At 70.0% G+C, this 23781-nt stretch carries 20 protein-coding genes and 1 tRNA gene; 5 read left to right on the top strand and 16 right to left on the bottom strand.

Features of this window, described 5'->3' with window-relative positions; translation table 11 throughout:
• Positions 1-8 precede the first annotated feature (8 nt).
• From xdhC to FNF32_RS08030, 4 genes are all read right to left on the bottom strand, one after another.
• On the bottom strand, positions 9-749 hold the full coding sequence (gene xdhC, locus FNF32_RS08045) for a xanthine dehydrogenase accessory protein XdhC (protein WP_131673460.1): 741 nt from the start codon (positions 747-749) through the stop codon (positions 9-11).
• Complete coding sequence (gene xdhB / locus FNF32_RS08040) at positions 746-3091, bottom strand: xanthine dehydrogenase molybdopterin binding subunit (RefSeq protein WP_131673459.1); 2346 nt, start codon at positions 3089-3091, stop codon at positions 746-748. The genes xdhC and xdhB overlap by 4 nt, the downstream gene beginning before the upstream one ends.
• Positions 3092-3106: 15 nt before the next feature.
• On the bottom strand, positions 3107-4582 hold the full coding sequence (gene xdhA / locus FNF32_RS08035) for a xanthine dehydrogenase small subunit (protein WP_131673458.1): 1476 nt from the start codon (positions 4580-4582) through the stop codon (positions 3107-3109).
• Between the two features lie 148 nt (positions 4583-4730).
• Entirely contained in the window at positions 4731-5684 is a 954-nt protein-coding gene (locus FNF32_RS08030) for a glycosyltransferase family 2 protein (RefSeq protein WP_131673457.1), read from the bottom strand.
• 104 nt (positions 5685-5788) lie between these two features.
• Here FNF32_RS08030 and FNF32_RS08025 point away from each other — a divergent pair, with 104 nt between their 5' ends.
• Positions 5789-6697 carry an ornithine cyclodeaminase family protein gene (locus tag FNF32_RS08025; RefSeq protein WP_131673456.1) on the top strand — a complete coding sequence of 303 codons (909 nt, stop codon included), beginning with the start codon at positions 5789-5791 and terminating at the stop codon, positions 6695-6697.
• Between the two features lie 4 nt (positions 6698-6701).
• Here the strand turns inward: FNF32_RS08025 and FNF32_RS08020 are convergent, their stop codons facing one another.
• The 6 genes from FNF32_RS08020 to FNF32_RS07995 all read right to left on the bottom strand — a co-directional run bounded on the left by FNF32_RS08020 (position 6702) and on the right by FNF32_RS07995 (position 14165).
• Positions 6702-7988: an MFS transporter gene (locus FNF32_RS08020; RefSeq protein ID WP_131673455.1), complete on the bottom strand. Its 1287-nt coding sequence runs from the start codon at positions 7986-7988 to the stop codon at positions 6702-6704.
• A 112-nt stretch (positions 7989-8100) separates the two neighbouring features.
• Positions 8101-9345: a BaiN/RdsA family NAD(P)/FAD-dependent oxidoreductase gene (locus FNF32_RS08015; RefSeq protein ID WP_131673454.1), complete on the bottom strand. Its 1245-nt coding sequence runs from the start codon at positions 9343-9345 to the stop codon at positions 8101-8103.
• A 43-nt stretch (positions 9346-9388) separates the two neighbouring features.
• Entirely contained in the window at positions 9389-10417 is a 1029-nt protein-coding gene (gene holA, locus FNF32_RS08010; protein WP_131673453.1) for a DNA polymerase III subunit delta, read from the bottom strand.
• Between the two features lie 55 nt (positions 10418-10472).
• Positions 10473-10982, bottom strand: coding sequence for an LPS assembly lipoprotein LptE (lptE, locus tag FNF32_RS08005; protein WP_131673452.1), 510 nt, complete (start codon positions 10980-10982; stop codon positions 10473-10475).
• Positions 10969-13542 (bottom strand): leucine--tRNA ligase, encoded by a 2574-nt coding sequence (gene leuS, locus FNF32_RS08000; protein ID WP_131673451.1) that lies wholly within the window; start codon positions 13540-13542, stop codon positions 10969-10971. Before leuS ends, lptE begins: the two co-directional genes overlap by 14 nt.
• 155 nt (positions 13543-13697) lie before the next feature.
• Positions 13698-14165: a DUF3576 domain-containing protein gene (locus tag FNF32_RS07995; protein WP_131673450.1), complete on the bottom strand. Its 468-nt coding sequence runs from the start codon at positions 14163-14165 to the stop codon at positions 13698-13700.
• Positions 14166-14403: 238 nt separating this feature from the next.
• Between FNF32_RS07995 and FNF32_RS07990 the strand changes: the two genes are divergently transcribed.
• On the top strand, positions 14404-15438 hold the full coding sequence (locus tag FNF32_RS07990) for a porin (RefSeq protein ID WP_131673449.1): 1035 nt from the start codon (positions 14404-14406) through the stop codon (positions 15436-15438).
• A gap of 109 nt (positions 15439-15547) precedes the next feature.
• Positions 15548-16207, top strand: coding sequence for a YggS family pyridoxal phosphate-dependent enzyme (locus FNF32_RS07985; RefSeq protein ID WP_131673448.1), 660 nt, complete (start codon positions 15548-15550; stop codon positions 16205-16207).
• Positions 16208-16210: 3 nt separating this feature from the next.
• Here the strand turns inward: FNF32_RS07985 and FNF32_RS07980 are convergent, their stop codons facing one another.
• Complete coding sequence (locus tag FNF32_RS07980) at positions 16211-17077, bottom strand: N-formylglutamate amidohydrolase (RefSeq protein WP_131673447.1); 867 nt, start codon at positions 17075-17077, stop codon at positions 16211-16213.
• Between the two features lie 141 nt (positions 17078-17218).
• Between FNF32_RS07980 and FNF32_RS07975 the strand changes: the two genes are divergently transcribed.
• Together FNF32_RS07975 and ykgO are read left to right on the top strand one after the other, a co-directional pair.
• Positions 17219-17293 (top strand) — tRNA-Val (locus FNF32_RS07975).
• Positions 17294-17376: 83 nt separating this feature from the next.
• A complete protein-coding gene (gene ykgO, locus FNF32_RS07970; RefSeq protein WP_131673446.1) occupies positions 17377-17502 on the top strand; it encodes a type B 50S ribosomal protein L36 in 126 nt (41 codons plus the stop codon).
• 151 nt (positions 17503-17653) lie between these two features.
• Here the strand turns inward: ykgO and FNF32_RS07965 are convergent, their stop codons facing one another.
• The 5 genes from FNF32_RS07965 to FNF32_RS07945 form a co-directional block, all read right to left on the bottom strand.
• Positions 17654-19108: a peptidoglycan-binding domain-containing protein gene (locus tag FNF32_RS07965; protein WP_131673445.1), complete on the bottom strand. Its 1455-nt coding sequence runs from the start codon at positions 19106-19108 to the stop codon at positions 17654-17656.
• Positions 19109-19140: 32 nt separating this feature from the next.
• On the bottom strand, positions 19141-20358 hold the full coding sequence (locus FNF32_RS07960; protein WP_131673475.1) for a phenylacetate--CoA ligase family protein: 1218 nt from the start codon (positions 20356-20358) through the stop codon (positions 19141-19143).
• Positions 20359-20397: 39 nt separating this feature from the next.
• A complete protein-coding gene (locus tag FNF32_RS07955) occupies positions 20398-21249 on the bottom strand; it encodes an ABC transporter ATP-binding protein (RefSeq protein WP_131673444.1) in 852 nt (283 codons plus the stop codon).
• Positions 21250-21323: 74 nt separating this feature from the next.
• Positions 21324-22610 carry an ABC transporter substrate-binding protein gene (locus FNF32_RS07950; protein ID WP_131673443.1) on the bottom strand — a complete coding sequence of 429 codons (1287 nt, stop codon included), beginning with the start codon at positions 22608-22610 and terminating at the stop codon, positions 21324-21326.
• Positions 22611-22681: 71 nt separating this feature from the next.
• Complete coding sequence (locus tag FNF32_RS07945) at positions 22682-23758, bottom strand: branched-chain amino acid ABC transporter permease (protein ID WP_131673442.1); 1077 nt, start codon at positions 23756-23758, stop codon at positions 22682-22684.
• Positions 23759-23781 lie beyond the last annotated feature (23 nt).

The following is a 23781-nucleotide window of genomic DNA, read 5'->3' as shown; positions in this document are numbered from 1 at the left end:
CGGGCGGGTCAGGGCGCGTGCAGGGCGGGCGCGGGGGCGTGGGTCAGCAGGCGCGCGGCGATCTCGGCCGCGGTGAAGGCGGCGATGACCTCGGGGCGCTTGTCGCGGGGGAAGCCCGCCGCGATCGGGCAGACGAGGCGGGCGGGGTCGGCGCCGTGGCTGCGGGCGAAGCGGTCGAACGTCGCGCGCTTGGTACGGCTGCCGACCATGCCGATATAGGGGGCGTCGGGCCGCGCCAGCGCCTCGACCCCCAGCAGGAAGTCGAGCGCGTGGTCGTGGGTGACGATGACGACGGCAGCGCCGGGCGGGGCGGCGCGCAGTTCGGCCTCGGGCAGCGGGGTAAGCGTGGTGGGCACGCCGGGCGCGGCGAGCGACAGTTCCGCCGCGCGCTGGTCGATCAGCCGGGGCGAGAACGGCAGCGGCAGCAGCGCGCGGGCCAGCGCACGGCCGACATGGCCCGCGCCGAAGATGAGGATCGCGGGGCCGGGAACGGGGACCGTCGCCCGGGCCCGGTCCAGCGCCAGTTCCACCCGGCCGCCGCAGCACTGGCCGATGTCCGGTCCCAGCGGCACGTCCATCCGCGCCTGCGTCTCGCCCTTGGCCAGCATCATCCGGGCGCGGTCGATGGCGAGGTATTCCAGCTGCCCGCCGCCGATGGTGCCGGTGACAGTGTCGCGGCCGACCATCATCTCGGCCCCTTCCTCGCGCGGGGTGGACCCGCGGGCGCGGATGATGCGGACCCGGATCATGCGGCGGTCCCCGCCCGCAGCCGCTCGACCGCCATCAGCACCCGTTCCGGCGTCGCGGGCGCACCGAGGCGCGGACATTCGCGGTAGCCCGCGACGGATGCGACCGCGTGGCCGATCGCCTCGAACACCGAGATCCCCAGCATGAACGGCGGCTCGCCCACGGCCTTGGACCGCTTGATCGTCCGCTCGGCGTTCACCGACCAATCGGCCAGCGCGACGTTGAAGACCTTGGGCCGGTCCGAGGCGAGCGGGATCTTGTAGGTGGACGGCGCGTGCGTCCGCAGCCGCCCCTTGTCGTCCCACCACAGTTCCTCGGACGTGAGCCAGCCGGTGCCCTGCACGAATGCGCCCTCGACCTGGCCCTTGTCGATCGCCGGGTTGATCGACCGGCCGACGTCGTGCAGCACGTCCGCGCGTTCGATCACGTATTCGCCGGTCAGCGTGTCCACCGATACCTCGGCGCAAGCCGCGCCATAGGCGAAATAGTAGAACGGCCGACCCCGGCCCGCCGCGCGGTTCCAGTGGATCTTGGGCGTGGCGTAGAACCCGGCTGCCGACAGCTGCACCCGCGCCAGATAGGCGGTCTGCACGACCTTGGAAAACGCGATCACCTCATCCCGGACCCGGACGTGGTCGCGGAGAAACTCGATCTCGCCGGGCTCGGCGTCCTTGGTTTCGCACAGGAACGCGACCAGCCGCGCCTTGATCTGGTTGCAGGCATCCAGAGCGGCCATGCCGTTGAGGTCGGTCCCCGACGACGCCGCGGTGGCCGAGGTGTTCGGTACCTTCTCCGTCGTCGTCTTGGTGATGCGGACCTGTTCCACGCCCACGTTGAACGCCTCGGCCACGACCTGCACGATCTTGGTGTGCAGGCCCTGTCCCATCTCGGTCCCGCCGTGGTTCAGCATGATCGAGCCGTCGGAGTAGATGTGGACCAGCGCGCCCGCCTGGTTGAAGTGGGTCGCGGTGAAGCTGATCCCGAACTTGACCGGCGTCAGCGCGATTCCGCGGCGGATCACCCCGCCCGACGCATCGGCCCGCGCGTTCCAGTCCAGCACCGCGCGGCGGCGGGCGGCATAGTCGCACGACCCTTCCAGCTCGCCGATCAGCTGCGGCAGGATCATGTCCTCGACCGGCTGGTGATAGGGGGTGAGCTGGCCGTGGGTGTAGAAGTTGGCCTTGCGGACGGCAAGCGTGTCCTGCCCCGTCGCGTAGGCGATTTCCTCGATGATGCGCTCGGCGACGATCACGCCCTGCGGGCCGCCGAAGCCGCGAAAGGCGGTGTTCGACACGGTGTTCGTCCGCAGCGGATGGCTGCGGACCTGCACGTCGGGGTAGAAATAGGCGTTGTCGGCATGAAACAGCGCCCGGTCCGTCACCGCCATGCTGAGGTCGGCCGAAAAGCCGCAGCGGGCGTACCAGTCGCCGGTCACGGCGAGGATCTTGCCCTGATGGTCGAAGCCCACGGCATAGTCGGTGACGAAGTCGTGGCGCTTGCCGGTGGCGATCATGTCGTCGTCGCGGTCGGGGCGCAGCTTGACGGCGCGATGCCATTTCTTCGCGGCGATGGCGGCAACGCAGCAGAAAAGATTCATCTGCGTTTCCTTGCCGCCGAACCCGCCGCCCATCCGGCGCACGTTCACGACGACCGCGTGGGCGGGCACGCCCAGCGCATGGGCGACCATGTGCTGCACCTCGGTCGGGTGCTGGGTCGAGGTGAAGATCGTGACCTCGTCATCCTCGCCCGGGATGGCGAGCGCGATCTGCCCTTCGAGATAGAAGTGGTCCTGCCCGCCGATCACCATGCGCCCGTCGATCCGGCGGGGGGCGGCGGCCAGCGCGGCCTCGGGCTCGCCCCGGCGCAGCGTCATGCCGGGCTGGACGAACGATCCCGCGTCCCTTGCCGACAGGGGGTCGAGGACGAGCGGCAGGTCCTCGTAATCCACCTTTGCCAAAACGGCGGCGCGGCGGGCCTGGTCGCGGGTCTCGGCCACGACGGCGAAGATCGGCTGGCCGTGGAACATGACCTCGGATTCCGCGAAGATCGGGTCGTCTTCCTTCTGGACCGGGCTCACGTCGTTGTGGCCGGGGATGTCGGCGGCGGTCAGCACGTCGATGACGCCCGGCGCGACGCGGACCGCGTCGAGGTCCATCGACCGGATCCGGCCATGCGCGACGGTCGACAGGCCGAGATAGGCGTGCAGCGCCCCTTCGGGCAGGACGAGGTCGTCGGTGTAGTCGGCCCGGCCGGTGACGTGCTTTGTGGCCGATTCATGCGGCGTCTCGGCCAGCGTCTCGGCCAGCGTAGGGGTGGCGGCGGTGATGTCGTGGTCGTGCTTCATCTCATGTCCCCCCGGTCATTCCCCGACGGCGCGGTTCAGGCGCACGGGCATGTCGCCGCCCGACTGTTCCAGCCAGAAGCGGCGGAAGAAATTGCCCGCGACCGCCCGGCGATAATCGGCAGAGGCGCGCCAGTCGCTGAGCGGGGTGAAGTCGCCCGCCACGGCGCGCGCGGCCCCCTCGAACGTGTCGGCGGCGAAGGGCTGGCCGATGAGCGCGGCCTCGGCCGACGGGGCGCGCCTGGGCGTGCCCGCCATGCCGCCGAAGGCCACGCGGGCGTCGGTGATGACGCCCCCTTCGACCACCACCCGGAACCCGGCGGCGACGGCCGAGATGTCGGCGTTCGCGCGCTTCGATACCTTGTAGGCGGCGACCCGCGCGGTCCCCTTGCGCGGGATCACGATGGTTTCGACGAACTCACCCTGCGCGCGGTCCTGCTTGCCGTAATCGATGAAGAAGTCCTCAAGCGCGATCTCGCGCCGCGCGTCGCCCCGGCGCAGAACGATCCGCGCGCCGAGCGCGATCAGCAGGGGCGGCATCTCGCCGATGGGCGAGCCGTTGGCGATGTTGCCGCCCAGGGTGCCCGCGTTCCTGATCTGCCAGCCGCCGATGCGAAGGACGTAGTCCTCGACCTCGGGGAAGTGGTCGGCCAGCACGGGCGCGATCTCGGAATAGGTGACGCCCGCGCCGATGCGGATGTCGTCATCTTCGACTGTCAGGTCTTTCATCAGGTGGCCCGCGAACACCGCCGGGCTGATGGGGCGCAGAAGCTTCGTCACCCACAGCCCCACGTCCGTCGCGCCCGCGACGATGGTCGCCTGCGGATGGTCGGTCAGGACGCGGGCAAGGTCGTCCACGTCGGCCGGCACGATCGCCCGCTCGTCGCCGCGCGACACGTCCGCCCGGCTGCCCGCGATCGCCCGAAGCTTCGCCGTGACCTCGGCCCGTTCCTGCATCAGCGCGTCGCGCGCCTGTCCGCCCGCGCGCCCCGCGGCAAGTGCGGCCTTGACGATCGGCTCATACCCCGTGCAGCGGCACAGGTTGCCCTGCAGCGCGGTTTCCACCTGCACCACGGTTGGATGCGGGTGCGTCATCCACAGCGCGTAAAGCGCCATCACGAAGCCCGGCGTGCAGAATCCGCACTGGCTGGCGTGATGGTCCACCATCGCCTGCTGGACAGGGTGCAGCCCGCCGTCGGCGCCGCGCAGATGCTCGATGGAAACGACGTGGCAGCCGTGGCACGAGGCGAGAAAGCGGATGCAGGCGTTGATCGGTTCATAGACCAGCCCGCCGTCGTGCAGCCTTCCGACGAGGACGGTGCAGGCGCCGCAATCACCCTCGGCGCAGCCTTCCTTGGTGCCGGTCAGGCCGCGTCCCAGCCGCAGGAAGTCCAGCACCGTGTCGCCCGGCCCGGCCTCGGTCAGCACGACCTCGGTCTGGTTCAGCAGGAAGCGGATGGGCTGGCTCTGCTGCTGGTTCACGCTGTCGCTCATGCTCGGTCCTTCGCTGGCCGTTCCGATCTTCGGGCCGTCGGCGCGCCTGCCTATGCCGGTCGGTCAGGCCGACTCTACACCTTTCTTCGGGAAAGCGTGGTGAATGTGTCCTGCCAGTCTGGCGCCGGATCGGACATCCGGGCAAGGGTCAGACCCGCCCCAGCGCCGCCGCCGCCCACAGGGCCGCCTGCGACAGCCCGCCCTGCCGGTAGAACCCGCCCCGCCGCATCGCCGACAGGCGGGCGGCCGGGCCACCCTGAACCAGACGCCGGAACTCGGCCAGCACGCGCCGCTTGTCGGGCGCGAGCAGCGGCGCGCAACGTTCGAGCGCCGCGAGGTTCTGGCGGCTCCACCCCCGATGCTCGCCCCGCAGCATCCGGCCAAGGCTCGCGAGCCGCGCGCCCGCGCCGTCGTTCGCGCCGACCACGTTGCCGCCGTGCTGGCGGTACATGACCCAAGGCTCGGGGTCATAGACGACGCGCCCGCCCGCGCCGCTGACGATCTGGTAGATCCACCAGTCGTGCATCACCACCGGCCCGGCCATCAGGTCGGCCGCCTGCACCAGCCGCAGCGCGGCCGGGTTCAGGACCAGCGTGTTCCCCTGCACCAGGTTCTGGACCAGCGCGTGCCGGAACGACGGCGGCCGCGGCGGCAGCCGCGACAGGCCCACCGGCACAAGATCGCGGTCGCAGACGGTCACCCGGCTGCAATAGATCGCAGGCCGGTCGGCGGGAAGCCCCGCCAGAACCTCGGCTGCGCGCGCCAGCTTGCCGGGCAGCCAGACGTCGTCCTGATCGGCCAGCGCCGTCAGCCCGCCTGCCGTCAGCCCGCCCGCCGGCGCCGCCCGCAGCAAGGCGCGGAAATTGGCGGGCGCGCCCTGCCGTGGGCCATCGCGCAGCGCGACCCGGCCGGGATGGGCGTCCGCGAACCCGCGCAGGATCGCCGGGCCCGCGTCGGTCGATCCGTCGTCGCCCGCGATCAGCCGCCAATCCACGCCCGTCTGCGCGGCGATGCTGTCAAGCTGCGCCGCCAGAAACGGCCCGCCTCCGTACAGCGCGAGCAGCACTGTCACGCGGGGCCGGGGTGTTGCTGGTAAGGTCATGCGCGCGGTCCCTTGGCCCGGCGTCCGGGCCGGGTTTGGCCGGGCGGCTCTGGCAGAACGGGGGCCGCGCGTCTAGGCTTGATCGGAAGGGAACGGGGGACTTCATGAAGATCATCGGCGCCGACATCGAACCGAAGCTGGACTGGATCGCGTTGACCGATGCGATCGCCGCGGGGCACGAACTGCCGCGCGCGCAGGTCGCCGACAGCTTCCTGTATCGCGGCGGCGACACGCTTCTGACCCGCAGCGCATGGATTGACGGGCTGGGGATCGCGGTCAAGGCGGCCACCGTGATGCCTGACAATCCGCAGGCCGGCCGGCCGATGGTCAACGGCACGGTCAACCTGCTCGACGACCGCGCGGGCGAATTGCAGGCGCTGGTCGATTTCCATCTGGTCACGAAATGGAAGACGGCGGGCGACAGCCTGCTGTCGGCCCGGCGACTTGCCCGCCGCGACGCCCGGCGGGTGCTGGTCGTGGGCGCGGGCGCGGTCGCGGCCAGCATGGTCCAGGCCTACCGCGCCCTCATCCCCGACGCCGCCGTCACGGTGTGGAGCCGCACGGCCGCCTCGGCCCAGGCTCTGGCCCAGCGGCTGGGCGCGCGGGCCGCGCCCGATCTCGAATCCGCGGTGCGCGACGCCGAGATCATCGCCACGACCACCATGGCCACGGCCCCGCTGCTGTCGGGCGAATGGCTGTCGCCGGGCACCCATCTGGACCTGATCGGCGCCTACCGCCCCGACATGCGCGAGGTCGACGACGAGACCCTGCGCCGCGCCCGCCTGTTCGTGGACAGCCGCGCGACGACGCTGGGCCATATCGGCGAGGTGCAGATCCCCATCGACGCCGGCGTGATCTCGGAAACCGACATCCTGGGTGATTTCTACGACCTTCCGGCGGGCGCCTATGCCCGGCTGACGGACGACGAGATCACGGTCGCCAAGAACGGCGGCGGCGCGCATCTGGACCTGATGACGGCCCGGTACATCCAGTCCGTCGCCGAAGCCGCCTGACCGCTCAGGCCGGGTTCGCGGGCGCGGTCGGGCGCAGCACCGCCGGCAGTTCGCGCACCGGCAGGTGGATCAGCGCCGAGAACGCGCCGACCCCGACCCCCACCCACCAGACGATGGTGTAGTCGCCGTAGCTGTCGTAAAGCCGCCCGCCCAGCCACACGCCCAGGAACGACCCCAGCTGGTGGCTGAGGAACACGAACCCGTACAGCGTCCCCATGTAGCGCAGCCCGTAGATATAGGCGACGAGCCCCGAGGTCAGCGGCACCGTCGCCAGCCACAGCGACCCCATCGACAGCGAGAAGATGACGACCGTCAGCGGCGTGATCGGGGTCAGGATGAACCACGCCGAAATCAGCGTCCGCAGGGTGTAGATGCCCGCCAGCAGGTATTTCCGGCTGTAGCGTTTGCCCAGCCACCCGGCGAGGATCGAGCCCACGATGTTGGCCGTCCCGATCAGCGAGATCGCGACCGCCCCGAGGATCGAGGTCGAGGTGATCCCCAGCCCCGCCAGCATGCTGTCGGGCGCGATCGGGCCGCACATCTCGGTCACCATCGCGGGGAAGTGGGCGGTGATGAACCCCAGCTGGTAGCCGCAGGAAAAGAAGCCCGCGAAGATCATCAGGTAACTCGGGTCGGTAAAGGCGCGGCGCAGCACGCGGCCCATGCTTTCCTCAAGCTCGGCCCGCGACGCGGGCGCACGCGATTTCAGCAGCGGCAGGAACAGAAGCGTGGTCAGGGCAAGGCCCGCGAACACCGTGAACACCTGCTGCCACGGCATGATCGCCAGCAACCCCTCGGCCAGGGGCGCGCCCACGACCTGCCCGGCCGATCCGGCGGCGGTCGCGATGCCAAGGGCCAGGCTGCGGTTCTCGTCGCTCGACGCGCGGCCGACGACGGCCAGGATCACGCCGAAGCCGGTGCCCGCGATGCCGAAGCCCACAGCGACTTCCCACATCTGCATCGCCTCGGGCGTGGTCGCCAGCGAGGTCATGACCAGCCCGAAGGAATACAGGATCGCGCCCAGGATGATCGCCCAGCGGTCGCCCCAGCGTTCCGCCAGCGCCCCGAACAGCGGCTGCCCGATCCCCCAGGCGAGGTTCTGGATCGCGATCGCCAGGCTGAAGTCGGCGCGCGGCCAGCCGAAGGTTTCGGCCACCGGGATCTGGAACACGCCAAAGCTCGCGCGCAGCGCGAAGTTGATGAGCAGGATGATCGACCCGCCGATCAGGACGGGCGTGATCAGGCGCGAGGTGGCGGTGGCCGAGCCGGCCTGTGTCGCGGGGTGGGACATGGGAACGCTCCGCGGCCGCACCCTGCGGCCCAGGCGGAAAGCTTCGCGTCCCGTTGGGGCTGCGTCAACGGGTCGCGGGGGCGCGGCGACTGCATAGCCGGTCTGCGTTTTCTCACGCCGCCGGACCCGCCGCGCGATGCGCCGCGTGCTGGCCCGCATGTCGGCCCGTCGCCAGGCAGGCGGTCAGAAGATAACCGCCGGTCGGCGCTTCCCAGTCGATCATCTCGCCCGCGACGAACACGCCCGGTCGCGCGCGCAGCTGCAGGTCGGGCGCAAGGCTTGCCGCCGTCACCCCGCCCGCCGACGAGATCGCCCGATCCAGCCCCATCGGACCCGCGTGCCCGAGCGGCAGTTGCTTGACAAGGCGCGCCATCGCCGCCGGATCGGACGGCAGCGGCCGTCCCCATTCCAGCGCCAACGCCACCCGGACGGGGTCGTTCAAAACCCGGCGCAGCCAGTTGCCGACCGACAGCTTGCCGCGCGCCCGCGCCAGCCTGTCTGCCAGCGCCGCCTCGTCCAGGTCGGGCGCAAGGTCGATCCAGCCGGGCGCGCCGTCGCGCAGCGGGGCGGAAATCTCGTAGATGCCGCCGCCCTCGACCCCGGCGGCCGTCACGATCCACTCACCCCGGCTCGCAAGCCCGCCCGCGCTCAATGCTGTGCCCTTGACCGCGCTGCCCGCATGGCGCGCCATCTGCCCCGACCAGTCCACGCGAAAGCCCATGTTCGCGGGCCGGAAGGGCGCGATCTCGACGCCCGCGCCGCGCAGCCACGGCACCCAGGCCGCGTCCGACCCCAAGCGGGGCCAGCTCGCCCCGCCAAGCGCAAGCACCGTTACCCGGGGCGCCAACACGCGCGGGCCGCCGGGCGTATCGAATTGCAGCCCCTCCGCGTCGAACCCGGTCCAGCGCCAGCGGGTCCGCAGCGCGACCCCGGCGTCCCCGAGCCGCCCAAGCCAAGCCCGCAGCAGGGGCGACGCCTTCATGCCCACCGGAAACACCCGCCCGGTGGAGCCCGCAAACAGCTCGATCCCAAGCCCCCGCGCCCAGGCGGCGACCTCGTCCGGGCCGAAGCTTTCGACCACGCGGCGCAGATCTTCTGTCCCGAAATATCCCGGGGGTTCGGGGGCGGTGCCCCCGTCCAGCCGCGCGGCGAACACCCGGGGCGGTTCCGCTTTGGTCAGGTTCAGCCCCGACTTGCCCGCCATCAGGAACTTGCGCGCGGGCGTGGGCATCGCCTCGGCCACCACCACCCGCAGCCCGTGGGCGGCCAGCGTCTCGGCCGCCATCAGCCCGGCGGGACCGGCGCCCACCACCAGCGCCTCGACCGGCTCGGCAGGTGCCTCCGACGCGGCCCCCATCGCCGCCCCCGTCGTTGCCCCTGACGCGGGCGCCGTCACGCCGTCACCGCCGTCCGCGCGGCATCATCGCCAGCCGGATCAGCGCCCGTTCCATGACCGCCATCGCCGGCGCGCGCGAGGATGAGCGCAGCGTCAGGTCGGTATCCAGCAGCAGCCGCACCGCATCCTCAAGCGGGCGCATCCCCCAGCCCTGGGCCTGCCGCGCCATGCGGTCGCGGCGCGGGCCGAACACCGGCGGGCGCAGCCGCGACAGCCCCGCCGCCGCCCCGCCGGGGTCCGAGGCGGCGGTGTGAAGCGCGCGGAAATGGCGCAGCGCGGCGATGCAGATCGTCACCGGAAGGATGCCCTGCGTCCCGATCCGCACCATCAGCGGCGCCAGATCCGCCGAGCGGCCGTCGGCGGCGGCGTGGATCAGGTCGTCCACGTCCGCCTCGATCGTGGCGGGGGCGAGGGCCGCGATTTCCTCGCCGCTCAGCGGCTCGTCGTCGCCGTGCTTGAACAGGCCGATCTTTTCGACGGTCTGGCGGAAATCGCCGGGGTCGAGCGCGCGCGACAGCGCCATCAGGTCGCGCATGGCGGCGGGCGGCACCGCGCGCAGGCCCGCGTCGGCAAGCCAGGCCGCCACCTCGTCCTCGGTCGGCGGGTCGTCGTAGATCGGGGCGGCGACGGCGGCCTTGTGCCCCTCAAACAGCTTGCGAAGCGCGGAGGCCTTGGTCAGCACGCCCGCCGTCACCACCACCACCGCGTCGCCGCGCGCCCAGGCGTCCAGCGCCGCCTTGATCGCGGGCGCGGCGGCGTCGCCCGCGTCCTCGACCAGCGCCACGCGGGGGCCGGGAAAGAAGCCCACCGCCTTGACCTCGTCGATCAGCCGCGCGGCGTCCTTGCGCAGGTCGCCGCCGGGGATGCGGGTCAGGCGCATCTCGGTATCCGCGTCGGGTCCGGTCAGAGCGGCCACCGCCTCGGCCCGCTTCAGGGCCACGCGCATCGCGTCCTGGCCGTGGATCAGCAACCCCGGCCGGGTCGGGTCGGGCCGCGCGAGGTAGCGCGCGATCTCTGCCCCCTTCAGGTTCATCGCGCCCCGCCCCCGCCCCCGGCCCTTCCCCCGTTCACAGCCCCGCCCGCGCCGCTCAGCGCGCGGGCGGCGCCGCGGCCAGAAGCCGCGTCACCACCTGGTCGGCCAGCATCGTCGTCAGCCGCTCGCGCGCGTCGCGTTCGCCCGCCGTGGTGGCGATGGTCGTGCCCACCGTCGAATAGCTGGTGAAGTTGCTCACCTGCCCCTCGGTCACGCGGGCGCCGCTGGTCGCGTCGATCAGGCTGTAGCTGGCGGTGCCGTTGAGCGAATAGCGCGTCGTCACCTCGTCGGGCGTGATCGCCTGCGGCACCACCGCGACGTTCAGGCGATAGTCGAGCGCGTAGCGCGACCCTTCGGGACCAAGCCGGTCCTGGATCTGGCGCATGAAGGTGAAATCGTCCTGCGACCGCGGGTCGGCGGCGCGGACCTGCCCCCACAGCGCGGTGCCGCCGCCCTGCGGGCCGTAAACCGGCGTGAAGCCGCAGGCGGCCACGCCCAGAACGACGGCCACGCCCGACAGCGCCGCCAGCACCGCGCGGCGGCGGGTCAGGTCACGCGACGACATTGACGATCCGCCCCGGCACCACGATCAGCTTGCGGGGCGGCTGGCCGTTCAGGAACCGCTGCACCGCCTCGTCGGCCAGCACCGCCTGCTCGACATCCGCCGGGGACATGGCAGCGGGCACCGTGATCTCGCCCCGGCGCTTGCCGTTGATCTGGATCGGCAGGGTCACGCTGTCCTGCACCAGCGCGGCGGCGTCGGCCGTGGGCCAGGGCGCATCGACCGCCATCCCTTGGCCGCCGCTCAGCGCCCACACGTCCTCGGCCAGATGCGGGACCATCGGCGCCATCAGCTGCGCCACGATCCGCATCACGGCGCGGCGCGGCTCGCCCGAGGCCTGCGACCGGCCCACGGCGTTGGCGAGTTCGTAGAGCTTGGCGATCGCCTTGTTGAACGCGAATCCGTCCAGCGCGCGCGTCACCTCGTCGATGGCGCGGTGGGCGGCGCGGGTCAGGTCGGGATCGTCGCGGTCGGGGGCGTTCCGATCTGGAGCGTCGGGCGCGGCCCCCGTTTCCTCGGCCAGCCGATAGACGCGGGCGAGGAACTTTGACGCGGCCTCGGCCCCCGAGGCGGTCCATTCCACGTCGCGTTCGGGCGGGCTGTCGGACAGCATGAACCAGCGCGCGGTATCGGCGCCGAAGCGGGTCACGATGTCCACGGGATCGACGACGTTCTTCTTGGACTTCGACATCTTGGCCGAGGGGATGACCTCGACCGCCGTGCCGTCGGCCAGCTTTCCGCCGCTTACCTCCTCGGGCAGGTGATAGACCGGGCGGCCGCGGTCGTCGCGGGTCTGGTAGATCTCGTGCGTGACCATGCCCTGCGTGAACAGCGCGGCGATCGGCTCGGACGCCTTGGCGGGCAGGTGGCCGGTCCTGACCATCGCGCGGGCGAAGAAGCGGGAATACAGCAGGTGCAGGATCGCGTGCTCCACCCCGCCGATATACTGGTCCACGTTCATCCAGTAATCGGCGTCGGCCGCGTCGGTGGGCGTCGTCGCGTGGGGCGAGGTGAAGCGGGCGAAATACCACGAGGAATCGACAAAGGTGTCCATCGTGTCCGTCTCGCGCCGGGCGGCGCCGCCGCAGCCCGGGCAGGTCGCGTCGCGCCAGGTCGGGTGGCGGTCCAGCGGGTTGCCCGGCACGTCGAACGACACGTCGAGCGGCAGCAGGACCGGAAGGTTCGCCTTGGCCTCGGGCACGACACCGCATGTGTCGCAGTGCAGCACCGGGATCGGGCAACCCCAGTAGCGCTGGCGCGAGATGCCCCAGTCGCGCAGGCGGAAGCGGGTGACGCCCTCGCCGTAGCCCTGCGCCTCGGCGTGCGCGATGGCCGCGTCCACGGCGGCCTCGCCAGTCTGGTCGCCAGTCTGGTCGCCCTCGCCCGCGAAGCCGCGCACATAGGTCACGGGCTCGGATTTCGGCGGGGTGAACGGCTGGGCCGCCACCGCCGCGTCGGCCTGCGCCCGCGTCGCGCCGCGCTCGCCGAAGGCCGCCAGGATCGGCAGCCCGTATTTCACCGCGAAGTCGTGGTCGCGCTGGTCGTGGGCGGGCGATCCCATGACCGCGCCGGTGCCGTAGTCCATCAGGACGAAGTTCGCGATCCAGACCGGCAGCTCGCGCGACGGGTCCAGCGGGTGGCGGACCCGGATGCCGGTGTCGATGCCGATCTTCTCGGCCTTCTCCAGCGCCTCCTCGGACGTGCCGGTGCGGCGCGCCTCGGCCGCGACGGCGGCGATGGCCGGGTCGGATTCAAGCGATTTCGCCAGCGGATGGTCGGCGCTGATCGACAGGAAGCTTGCCCCCATCAGGGTGTCGGGACGGGTCGTATAGACCTCGATCCCCGGGAAATCGGGCGCGTTCACGGTGTCGAAGCGCAGCTGCACCCCGCGCGAGCGGCCGATCCAGTTGGCCTGCATCAGCCGCACCTTTTCGGGCCAGCCGTCCAGCCCGTCGAGCGCGTCCAGAAGCTCGTCGGCATAGTCCGTGATGCGGAAGAACCATTGCGTCAGCTCGCGCCGCTCGACCGGCTCGCCCGAGCGCCAGCCCTTGCCGTCGATCACCTGCTCGTTGGCCAGCACCGTCATGTCCACCGGGTCCCAGTTGACCACGGCGGCCTTGCGATAGATCAGCCCGGCGTCGAGCATGTCGAGAAACAGCGCCTGCTGCTGGGCGACGTAATCGTCGTCGCAGGTGGCGAACTCGCGGGTCCAGTCGATCGCCAGGCCCAGCGGCTTCATCTGCTGCTTCATGGTGGCGATGTTGGCATAGGTCCAGTCGCGCGGGTGACCGCCGTTTTCCATCGCCGCGTTCTCGGCGGGCATGCCGAAGGCGTCCCAGCCCATCGGATGCAGGATGCTGAACCCCTGCGCACGCTTGTAGCGCGCGACCACGTCGCCCATCGTGTAGTTGCGGACGTGGCCCATGTGGATCCGCCCCGACGGATAGGGGAACATCTCGAGCACGTAGTATTTCGGCCGCTCGTCCCGCCGGGCGACGAAGGTGCCGGCCTGGTCCCACGCCTGCTGCCAGCGCGATTCGCTGTTGGCTGGATCATAGGGCATGGACGGACCTCCGCTGGCGGGTTGCCGTCCGGGTTTAGCGACGCTCCGGGCCAAGGTCTAGCGCCCGGCCCCGGTCGCGGGGTGGGGCGGGTCGCGGGGCGGGGCCGGGTCGCGGAGTTGGGCCGGCCGTGGAAACCGGCCGCCGTCCGACGCGGTCAGTAGCGCGAGTCGCGGACCCGCAGCTGGCGGGCGCGGGTCAGGATCGCATCCTCGATCGCGCGCACGGTATCGGGGGCAACGGCGCTGCCGCCGGCGCCCTGCAGGGACAGCCGCAGGCTGCGCGCATCCAGCGCCGGGTCACTGATGTTCACGGTGGCGCGATAGGCGCGGCCGCCGCCCGGCGGGGTGCCGTAGCCGGTCACGATCACGCCGGTGAAGGGGTCGATCGACTGGATCGGCAGGAAGTTCAGGACCTCGAGGCTGGCGTTCCACAGGTAGCGGTTCACGGCGACCGCCTGGTCGGGATTGCCGTTGTTGCCGAACACGTCCCAGATCGTCGTGCCTTCCTGCGCCTCGCGCCGCTCGCGGTTGGTCGCGACCGGGCTTTCGGCGCCGGGGCCGCAGCTCGCGACGAAAGCGGCCAGAATCACCAGCGCCGGGATGCGGCGGATCTGTCGTTTCATGCGGCCCTCGGTCCTGCGTTCCTGTCGCCGTTTCTTAGCGTGAACCGCGCCAAACCGACAAGCCGGTAGTCACAGGTGCATCCGCAACACGGAAGTGTGACCTTAAGGCCGCACAGCGGCCACGATGTCGGCGCAGCCTTACCGATTAGTTTGCCTTGAAGGGCCAAAAACGGGACATCTCGTTGCATACCCATGGCGAGGCATTGCCGGGGGGTACTGAGAGAGAAGAGGGAAAGACATGAAAAAGGTTCTGATCGCGACCACCGCGCTGGTCTGCTCGGCCGGGATCGCCGCCGCCGACGTCAAGATCTCGGGCTACGGCCGCACCGGTATCGACTACCAGGAAGATCGTGAGATCGCTGGCGAAGAAGCCAACTCGACCCAGATCATCAGCCGCCTGCGGATGAACATCGACGCCTCGAAGACCACCGACAGCAACGTCGACTTCGGCGGCCGGATCCGTATGCAGTGGGACCAGAACAACTCCAGCCGTGGTGAGGCAGCTGTCCTCAACGCCGGCCAGCTCTGGGTTCGCTCGCAGGGCCTGACCGTGACCGTCGGCAACGTCGGCTCGGCCTACGATGACGCGGAACTGCTGGCTGACTCGGAAGTCGGTATCTACGACCGTTCGTTCGGCAACGCTTCGGGCGCGTTCTTCGCGTACGAAACCAGCCCCTACAGCGAAGACGGCACGCTGGGCGGCACCTACCGTCTCGGCATCTCGGCCGAATACGACTTCGGTCCGTTCGCGACCAAGTTCTCGTACATCGACCCGGACCAGTCGGGCACCGACTCGTCGGAAGAAACCTTCGGCTTCGAGGAAGAGTACGCTCTTTCGGTGTTCTACGAAGCTGACCGTTTCTCGATCTCGGCCGCGGGTGTCATGAACGGCGCCGGCATCGAGGACAACGACCAGTTCGGCATCGGCGGCGCGTACAAGCTGCGTGACACCGTTCAGGTCGGCCTGAACTACATCGACAACGGCGACGACCGCTTCATCGACGTCAACGACATCGACGGCGACGGCGACTTCTTCGAGATCCTGGAAGAAAGCGCCGGCGACACGATCGTCCTGTACGGTTCGTTCGAAGTCGCTCCGCTGACCACGATCGAAGCCTATGTCGCCAACAACGACTCGGACGGCAAAGAAACCGACACCGCGTTCGGCCTGGGCGGCAACTACGACCTCGGCGGCGCGCGTCTGTCGGGCGCCATCGAGCGCGGCTACGACGAGAAGATCCGCGCCGACGCCGGCGTGCGCTTCGACTTCTGATCTGACCGATCACGTCGCATGAATGTGGAAGAGCGGGCCTTGCGCCCGCTCTTTCCGTTTGAAACCCTGACGCGCGTGACCTGCCACCCGATCCGGGACGTGCCCGCGAATGAGCCTTGACGACATCACCCGCCGCATCCGCGCGGCCGAGACGGCAGCCGGCCGCGAACCCGGCAGCGTGACGTTGATCGCGGTCAGCAAGGTGCAGCCCCCCGGGCGCGTGCGCGCCGTGCTGGACCGGGGCCAGCGGGTGTTCGGCGAAAACTACGTGCAGGAAGCGCAGGGCAAGTGGCCCGGCTGGCGGGCGGCGTATCCGGGGGTCGAGCTGCACATGATCGGGCCGCTGCAAGGCAACAAGGCCAAGGCCGCGGCGGCGCTGTTCGACGCCATCCATACGCTGGACCGGCCGTCGCTGGCGACCCGCCTGGCGCGGCTTGCCGATGCCGACGGGCGGCAGCCGGCGCTGTTCGTGCAGGTCAACACCGGGGCCGAGCCGCAGAAGGCGGGGGTGCTGCCCGCGGACGCCGACGCCTTCGTCGCCGCCTGCCGCGCGGACGGGCTGCGGCTGGACGGCGCGATGTGCATCCCGCCCGAGGGCGAGGACGCCACCCCGCATTTCCGCCTGCTGCGGTCCATCGCGCAGGCGAACGGCCTGCCGGGCCTGTCGATGGGGATGAGCGCGGATTTCGAGACCGCGATCGCCCATGGCGCGACCCATGTGCGGGTCGGCAGCGCGATCTTCGGCGCCCGGACCAACGCGGCCGCCTAAGTGCTATTCGGCGGCCATGTCGGTCCGCCGCCCGCCTTCGGCCAGGGCGCAGATGCGAGCGATCAGCGCCTCGATCCGGGTCGCGGTTGCGTCGAACCCGTCATGCGGCCGGACCGCCGCCTCATCCATGTAGAGCGAGCGGTCGATCTCGATCTGGATCGCGTGCCGCTGCTCGGCCGGGCGGCCATGGGCGCCAAGCACATAGGCCCCCGCGAAGGGGGAGTTCTGGCGGATGCGGAACCCGGCCGCCGCCGCTTCGGCCGCGACCCGCCTGCTGAAGGCGCGGCCGGCGGAATGGCCGTTGCGGTCGCCCAGCACCAGTTCCGGCGCGGTGCCGGGCAGGTGGCTCAGCGCCGCGTGGGGCATCGAATGGACGTCGATCAGGATCGCCTGCCCGAAGCGGCCGCGCGCCTCGTCCATCAAGGCCTCGAGCGCGCGGTGATAGGGGCGCCAGGCGTCGTCGATCCGGCGCATCGCCTCGGCCCGGGGCAGAGGGCGGTGGCGGATCTCGCGCCCGTGCCCGACGACGCGGGGGATGACCCCCAGCCCCGACAGGACCCGCGCGCTGGCGCGGCCGCTGGCCCCGCCCTCGATCGCGCGGGGGTCCAGTTCGTCGGCGCCGCGGTTCAGGTCCACCAGCGCGCGCGGAATCCGCGCGGTCAGCACGACCGCCCCGTGCCGGATCGCGGGCGCGATCAGCCGGTCCACGAACGCATCCTCGGACGAGCGCAGCTCGAACGGGGTCAGGCGCGATTCGGCCAGGAACCAGTCGGGGTAATCCCGCCCCGAATGGGGCGAGGCGAAGATGACGCCGCCCGTCCAGCGGTCCGGCCGGGCAAGGTCGAAGAGGGTCGGAAAATCGCGCTGCATGAGGGCCGTTCCGTCGCTCGCAGGCAACAGTTACAGGCAAGTCGAGCGGATCGCAAAGCCCACTTGCAAGGGGTGGAAACCGCCGATATAGACACGCGGACCAGAAGGTTCGGGGACGCAGGTCCCGGAATCACATGGCACGGGCGGTTAGCTCAGCGGTAGAGCACTACGTTGACATCGTAGTGGCCACTGGTTCGATCCCAGTACCGCCCACCATAGTTTCGCCGCCCCCGGCACGTCACCGGGGGCATTTATGTTTCAAGGCGCACTCGCGAGCGCCGCGAAGAGGAGAGAGACCGATGAAGGTTCGCAACTCGCTGCGTTCGCTGAAAGAGCGTCACCGGGACTGCCAGGTCGTGCGCCGCAAAGGCCGCGTCTATGTCATCAACAAGACCCAGCGCCGGTTCAAGGCGCGCCAGGGCTGATCGCCCCGGCCTGGACTTCAGGTCCGGGATCTTGTGACGGAAAGGCCCGCAGCGGATCGCTGCGGGCCTTTGTCGTTTGTGCGTCTGGTCAGGATGGACCCGCCCGTACGGTAGGCGGCCCGCCCCTCGCAGGGGCGAGCCTCGGCGGCGCTTACAGCGAGCCCAGCATCCGCATCAGCGTCTGCTGCGTGCCGTAGCCGGTGACGGTCAGGCCGTTGCGGCGCTGATATTCGCGCAGCGCGGTGCGGGTGGACGACGTCATCTTGCCGTCCACGGTCCCGGGGTTGTAGCCCAGTTCCTGCAGCCGCGCCTCAACCAGCTTGCGGACACCCGCGTCGGGCAGCAGCCCCGCCTCTTCGTCGGCGTATTCGGCGATCGATCGGTCCACGAGGCGCTTGGCCTCGGCCGCATGCGCGCCGTCCGGGTAGTCGTCCAGATAGTCCTGATAGCCCGCGAGCGTCTTGGCCGCGGTCGCCCGCGCCCAGGCCGATTCGTCGGCCCGGCTGCCGGACGAGCCGGACCCTTCGTTCCCGCTGACGGTCCCGCCCTGCTTGCGCAGCGCGCGGATCTGGTCGGCGTTCAGGTAGCCGGTCGCGGGCCAGCCGTTGGCTCCCTGCCAGCGGGCGATCGCGTTCCGGGTGCCGCTGCCGAAGGTGCCGTCGGTGCCGCGGGTGTTGTAGCCGAGCCGGCTGAGCAGCACCTGCACCTCGACCCGCTCGCTGCGGTTCAGCGTCAGCAGCTCTTCCTCGACGTCGTCGTTGCCGGGGCGCGGGGTGGTCCGCGATCCCGCCTGGTCGCGCAGCGTCGAAACCTGGGTGGAGTTCAGGTAGCCGGTGCGCGGGAAGCGGTTGGCTTCCTGCCACTGGCCGATGGCGCGGCGGGTGCCCGATCCGAACAGGCCGTCGGTGCCGTTGGTGTCGTAGCCGAGGTTCGTCAGCTGCTGCTGGATGCGGACCCGGTCATTGCGCGACAGGCCCAGCGACAGCTCGCTGCGCGACGAACTGCTGCCGCGCACCGCGTCGCCCGCATCGTCGTCGTCACGATCCGCCGTGGTGCCGCGTTCGGCCGCCTGGCGGCGCAGCAGGCTGATCTGGTCGGCGTTCAGATAGGTGGTCTGCGCCAGCCGGTTGGCGCGCTGCCACGCCGTGATCGCGGCGCGGGTGCCGCGCCCGAACGAGCCGTCGGTGCCGTTGGTGTTGTAGCCGAGCGCGGTCAGGTCGCGCTGGATCTGCCGGCGGGCCGAGGACGACAGGCCCAGATCCGCTTCCAGCCGCTGGGCCGCGACCGGGCCGGTGCGGCCCTTGGTGGGCTCGTCGGTCGTGCGGCCGGCGTCGTCCTGGCCGGTGGCCGCCGCGATGCGGGCGCGCGCGGTCTGCGCGTGCGGCCCCGACGGATAGTCGTCGAGATACGAGCGGTAGGCTGCGATCGTGTTGCGCTTCTGGACCGCGTCCCAAAGCGCGCGTTCCTGTTCGGCCGCCTGCTGGGCGCTGAGGCCCTGCACGACCGTCCCCAGGATGTCTTCAAGGTTCTGGGCCTGCGCGGCCGGGGTGGAAAGAAGAACCGCCGACGCCAGCGCCGCGGAAATGCCGAGTTTCAGTCCGACCATGCGGAAAACCTCATCTGAATGAGGGGTCGGACCTATCCGTAGCTGCGCCGGTCCTCGATCACCTTGCCATCGTTGGGCAAGGAACCGGGCGCCACGATTTCGACCCGCCCCCTGAGCTTAAGTGCCTCCAGCACCGTACTTTCGTATAATGCGGCGTCTGCGGCGGTGGTTTCCAATTGCACCGTCATCACGTCCATTTCACCCGCGCGGTCCGCGATCACACGCGCCCGTGCAACGCCGGGCAGGCGCGACACCAGCGCCGCCACCTGTTCGGGGCGCACGAACATGCCCTTGATCTTGGCGGTCTGGTCGGCGCGGCCCATCCAGCCCTTGATGCGGGTGTTGGTGCGGCCGCAAGGGCTGGTGCCGGGAAGCACCGCTGACAAATCGCCCGTGGCAAAGCGGATCAGCGGGTAGTCGGGGTTGAGCGTGGTCACGAGGACTTCGCCGACCTCGCCTTCGGGGACGGGGTCGCCGGTGCCGGGGCGGACGATTTCGACGATCACGCCTTCGTCCACGATCATCCCGTCCATCGCTTCCGATTCGTAGGCGATGCTGCCCAGATCGGCGGTGGCATAGCATTGCAGCGTGGCGATGCCGCGGTCGGCGTAAAGCTGGCGCAGCGACGGGAATAGCGCGCCCCCGCCCACGACCGCGCGGGTGAAGCCAAGCTGCACCCCCAGCTCGTCGGCCTTGTCGAGGATGATCTTGAGGTAGTCGGGCGTGCCCGCATAGGCGGTGGTGCCGATGTCGGCCGCGGCCTGCACCTGCAGTTCGGTCTGCCCGGTGCCGGCGGGCAGGACGGCCGCGCCGACCGCGCGCGCGGCGCTTTCGAACATCATGCCCGCAGGCGTCAGGTGATAGGCAAAGCAGTTCTGGACGATGTCCCCGTGGCCCACGCCCGCCGCGTGCAGGAACCGGCCCAGTCGCCACCAGTCGCCGTCAACCCGGCCGGGTTCGTAGATCGGGCCGGGAGACTGGAACACGTGGTCGAACTCGGCCGTGCGCCGGGTGGCGAAGCCGCCGAAGGGGCGGCGCTTGCCCTGCGCCTCGGACAGTTCGGACTTTCGCAGGACCGGCAGCCGGGCCAAGTCGGCGGGCGAGGCGATATCCTCGGGCTCGACATCGCGCAGGGCGCGGGCGAAGCCGGGGGCCAGCTTGGCGTTCGCGATCGCGCGGCCCAGCATCGCGGGCAGGTCGGCCGCGCGTTCGTCGGCGCTGCGGATTTCAAGATCGTCGTAGTGGGTCATGGTGCGGTCTTTCATGCAGCAGCCTTCAAGTGACGGCGTTCACGCCAGCCACCGCTTGCGGCGGCGATAGCTGCGCACGTCGCGGAACGACTTGCGGCCCTCGTCCGACATGCCAAGGTAGAACTCCTTCACGTCCGGGTTCTCGCGCAGGGCGGCGGCGTTTCCGTCCATCACCACGCGGCCGTTTTCCAGAATGTAGCCGTAATGCGCGTAGCGCAGGGCAACGTTGGTGTTCTGCTCGGCCAGAAGGAACGTCACCCCCTCGCCTTCGTTCACGGCCTTCACGATCTGGAAGATCTGCTCGACCAGCTGGGGGGCAAGGCCCATCGACGGCTCGTCCAGCAGGATCGTTTCCGGCCGGCTCATCAGCGCGCGGCCCATCGCCGTCATCTGCTGCTCGCCGCCCGAGGTATAGCCGGACTGGCTTTTCCGGCGCTCCTTCAGGCGGGGGAAATAGGTGTAGACCATGTCGAGGTCGCGCTTGATCGCGGCCGCGCCGTCGCGGCGGGTATAGGCGCCGGTCAGCAGGTTTTCCTCGACCGTCAGGTGCTCGAAGCAGTGGCGTCCTTCCATGACCTGGATGACGCCGCGCCGGACCAGCTCGGAAGGGTTCAGCGTGGTGATGTTCTGGCCGCGATAGGTGATCGCGCCCTTCGTCACCTCGCCGCGTTCCGACGCCAGAAGGTTCGAGATCGCCTTGAGCGTGGTCGTCTTGCCCGCGCCGTTGCCGCCCAGAAGCGCGGTGATGCCGCCTTTCGGGACGTGCAGGCTGACGCCCTTCAGAACGAGGATGACGTGGTTGTAGATCACCTCGATGTTGTTGACCTCGAGCAGGGCTTCGCCTGCGGCGGCGGCGGGCCGGGCGGTCGTTTGGGCGGTGGTGTCCAGCATGGCGTCCTCGGAGGGCAGGATTCTTGAGGCGTCGGGAACCCCGGCGGCGGACCGCCGGGGCAGTCGTCATCGGATCAGTTGCAGGTCGCGGGGGTGATGCTGTTCTCCGCCGCGAAGGCCTGCGCGTCGGCCTGGATCAGCGGCTCCAGCACCTCGGCGTCGGGGGTGGCGAACTCGCTGACCAGCGACCAGGTCTTGGTTTCCGCGTTCCATTGCTGGACCCGGCCCTGTCCCTCGCCGCCGTGGTTGGCGCAGGACAGCACGATCGGCTGGCCGAAGTTCGGCAGGCCAAGTTCGGCCATGCGTTCCTCGGTGATGTTCAGCGCCTCGAACCCGTCGCGCAGCTGCGCGGGCGTGATCTCGGACGTGCCGGCCAGTTCCTGCGCCTTGCGGATCGCCTCGGCGATCACGAGTGCCGCGTACATGCCGCGCGAATAGACCGCCGACCCGATCGACGGGCCGCCCTGCGACGCCTTGCCCGGGTCGATCACGTACTGCTTGAGCTGCTCGTAATAGGGATAGTCCTGCCCCACGCCGTTGAAGGTCAGCGACTTGTAGCCGTTCGCGCCGGCGCCCGCGGGCAGCACGTCGACTTCGCCGCCCGACCACCACACGCCGATGAAGTTCTCCATCGGGAAGCGGATATTGGCGGCTTCCTGGATCGCGGCCTGGTTCATCACGCCCCAGCCCCACATCAGCACGTAGTCGGGCTTGTCGCGGCGGATCTGCAGCCACTGCGACTTCTGTTCCTGCCCCGGAGGTTCGACCGGCAGTTCAGTCAGGGTGAAGCCGTGCTTCTTGCCCAGTTCCTGCAGGGTGCGGATGGGTTCCTTGCCGAAGGCGCTGTTGTGGTAGATCAGCGCGATCTTCTTGCCTTCCAGCGAGCCGTTGTTCTGGTCGAGCAGGTACTTCACCGAGACCGAGGCGCCGTCCCAGTAGTTGGCGGGCGCGTTGAACACCCACGGGAACACCGCGCCGTCCTTGGCCGAGGTGCGGCCGTAGCCCGGCGTGTACATCGGGATGCCGTCCGCGGTGACCTTGGGGATCAGCTGATAGGTGATCCCGGTGGACAGCGGGTTATAGACCAGCGCGCCGTTGCCCTTGGTCGATTCGTAGCATTCGACCCCCTTTTCGGTGTTGTAGGCGGTCTCGCATTCCGGGACCTGGATCTTCTGCCCGCCGATCCCGCCGTCGCGTTCGTTCAGCAGCGTGAAGTAGTCGTTGAAGCCGTCGGCGTACTGGTTGCCGTTGGCGGCGTAGGGGCCGGTGCGGTAGCTCAGGTTCGGCACGACGAGGTCGGCCATCGCGGGTCCCGCGGCCATGACGGCGGCGGTGGCCAGCGCAGCGAAGCGAAGTTTCATCCAGTTTCCTCCCAAGGATGCGGTTTGTCTGCCGGGTTGGCCCCGGTCTGGTTGCGAAGTCGGTGCCGGTCTCAGTGCGGGAACGGCCACAGGCGCAGCTTTTCCTTCGTCAGCCGCCACAGGCGGGCGAGCCCGTGCGGTTCCACGATCAGGAAGAACACGATCAGCGCGCCCACGATCATCAGCTCGATATGCGCGGCAAGGTCCGTGGGCCAGCCCAGGCTGCCGCTGAGGACGTTCTTGAGAAACACCGGCAGCAGCACCATGAAGGCCGCGCCCGCGAAGCTGCCGAAGATCGACCCCAGCCCGCCTATGATGACCATGAAGAGGACGAGGAAGGACTTGTTGATCCCGAACGCCTCGGACGCCTCGGCCGCGCCGAGGTAGATCGAAAAGAACAGCGCCCCCGCGATCCCGATCAGAAAGGACGACACGCCGAAGGCGGTCAGCTTGGCGGTCAGCGGGTTCACCCCGATGATCTCGGCCGCGATGTCCATGTCGCGGATCGCCATCCACTTGCGGCCGATGGTGCCGCGGGTGAGGTTGCGGGCCAGCCATGCCAGCGCCACCGCGAAGGTCAGGCAGACGAGGTACTTGGCCCAAGCGGGCGTGGCCGGCCCGGTGACGATCTGGCCCAGCACGGTGCGTTCCGGCATCGTGATCTGCCCCGACGCCGAGTAGTTGTAGAACCACGGCACCTTGTTGAAGAGCCAGATCAGGAAGAACTGCGCGGCGAGCGTGGCGACCGCCAGGTAGAAGCCTTTGATGCGCAGGCTCGGCAGCCCAAACAGCATCCCCACCAGCGCCGTGACCAGCCCCGAGACGATGACGTGGATCAGGATCGACACGTCCGGGAACATCGTCGTCAGCTTGTAGGTGGCATAGGCGCCCACCGCCATGAAGCCGCCCGTGCCCAGCGACACCTGCCCCGCGTAGCCCACGAGGATGTTCAGCCCCAGCGCCGCGATCGCGTAGATCAGGAACGGCACCATCACCGACGTGGCCCAGTAGTCCGAGATCACGAACGGGATCACCAGGAACGCCACCGCGAGGATCGCGTAGTAGCCCATCCGGTCCAGCCGCAGCGGGAAGGTCTGGTTGTCGGCCTGGTAGGTGGTCTTGAAGTCGCCTGCCTCGCGATAGATCATCGCAGGTCCTTTCCTGTTGCCTT

The sequence above is a fragment of the Paracoccus marinus genome, from assembly GCF_007018965.1.
GTDB classification, from domain to species: Bacteria; Pseudomonadota; Alphaproteobacteria; order Rhodobacterales; family Rhodobacteraceae; genus Paracoccus; species Paracoccus marinus.
The sequence above is the reverse complement of the archived record's forward strand: the minus strand, read 5'-3'. Positions and strand labels throughout refer to the sequence as shown.

What these genes read in the sequence shown, in the direction of transcription:
- FNF32_RS07945 (WP_131673442.1), bottom strand. Translation starts at nt 23,758, where the DNA reads ATGATCTATCGCGAGGCAGGCGACTTCAAGACCACCTACCAGGCCGAC.
- leuS (WP_131673451.1), bottom strand. Translation starts at nt 13,542, where the DNA reads ATGCCCTATGATCCAGCCAACAGCGAATCGCGCTGGCAGCAGGCGTGG.
- xdhC (WP_131673460.1), bottom strand. Translation starts at nt 749, where the DNA reads ATGATCCGGGTCCGCATCATCCGCGCCCGCGGGTCCACCCCGCGCGAG.
- FNF32_RS08025 (WP_131673456.1), top strand. Translation starts at nt 5,789, where the DNA reads ATGAAGATCATCGGCGCCGACATCGAACCGAAGCTGGACTGGATCGCG.
- FNF32_RS08020 (WP_131673455.1), bottom strand. Translation starts at nt 7,988, where the DNA reads ATGTCCCACCCCGCGACACAGGCCGGCTCGGCCACCGCCACCTCGCGC.
- FNF32_RS07995 (WP_131673450.1), bottom strand. Translation starts at nt 14,165, where the DNA reads ATGAAACGACAGATCCGCCGCATCCCGGCGCTGGTGATTCTGGCCGCT.
- ykgO (WP_131673446.1), top strand. Translation starts at nt 17,377, where the DNA reads ATGAAGGTTCGCAACTCGCTGCGTTCGCTGAAAGAGCGTCACCGGGAC.
- xdhA (WP_131673458.1), bottom strand. Translation starts at nt 4,582, where the DNA reads ATGAGCGACAGCGTGAACCAGCAGCAGAGCCAGCCCATCCGCTTCCTG.
- xdhB (WP_131673459.1), bottom strand. Translation starts at nt 3,091, where the DNA reads ATGAAGCACGACCACGACATCACCGCCGCCACCCCTACGCTGGCCGAG.
- FNF32_RS07955 (WP_131673444.1), bottom strand. Translation starts at nt 21,249, where the DNA reads ATGCTGGACACCACCGCCCAAACGACCGCCCGGCCCGCCGCCGCCGCA.
- lptE (WP_131673452.1), bottom strand. Translation starts at nt 10,982, where the DNA reads ATGTCGTCGCGTGACCTGACCCGCCGCCGCGCGGTGCTGGCGGCGCTG.
- holA (WP_131673453.1), bottom strand. Translation starts at nt 10,417, where the DNA reads ATGAACCTGAAGGGGGCAGAGATCGCGCGCTACCTCGCGCGGCCCGAC.
- FNF32_RS07985 (WP_131673448.1), top strand. Translation starts at nt 15,548, where the DNA reads ATGAGCCTTGACGACATCACCCGCCGCATCCGCGCGGCCGAGACGGCA.
- FNF32_RS07990 (WP_131673449.1), top strand. Translation starts at nt 14,404, where the DNA reads ATGAAAAAGGTTCTGATCGCGACCACCGCGCTGGTCTGCTCGGCCGGG.
- FNF32_RS07980 (WP_131673447.1), bottom strand. Translation starts at nt 17,077, where the DNA reads ATGCAGCGCGATTTTCCGACCCTCTTCGACCTTGCCCGGCCGGACCGC.
- FNF32_RS07960 (WP_131673475.1), bottom strand. Translation starts at nt 20,358, where the DNA reads ATGACCCACTACGACGATCTTGAAATCCGCAGCGCCGACGAACGCGCG.
- FNF32_RS08015 (WP_131673454.1), bottom strand. Translation starts at nt 9,345, where the DNA reads ATGGGGGCCGCGTCGGAGGCACCTGCCGAGCCGGTCGAGGCGCTGGTG.
- FNF32_RS07965 (WP_131673445.1), bottom strand. Translation starts at nt 19,108, where the DNA reads ATGGTCGGACTGAAACTCGGCATTTCCGCGGCGCTGGCGTCGGCGGTT.
- FNF32_RS07950 (WP_131673443.1), bottom strand. Translation starts at nt 22,610, where the DNA reads ATGAAACTTCGCTTCGCTGCGCTGGCCACCGCCGCCGTCATGGCCGCG.
- FNF32_RS08030 (WP_131673457.1), bottom strand. Translation starts at nt 5,684, where the DNA reads ATGACCTTACCAGCAACACCCCGGCCCCGCGTGACAGTGCTGCTCGCG.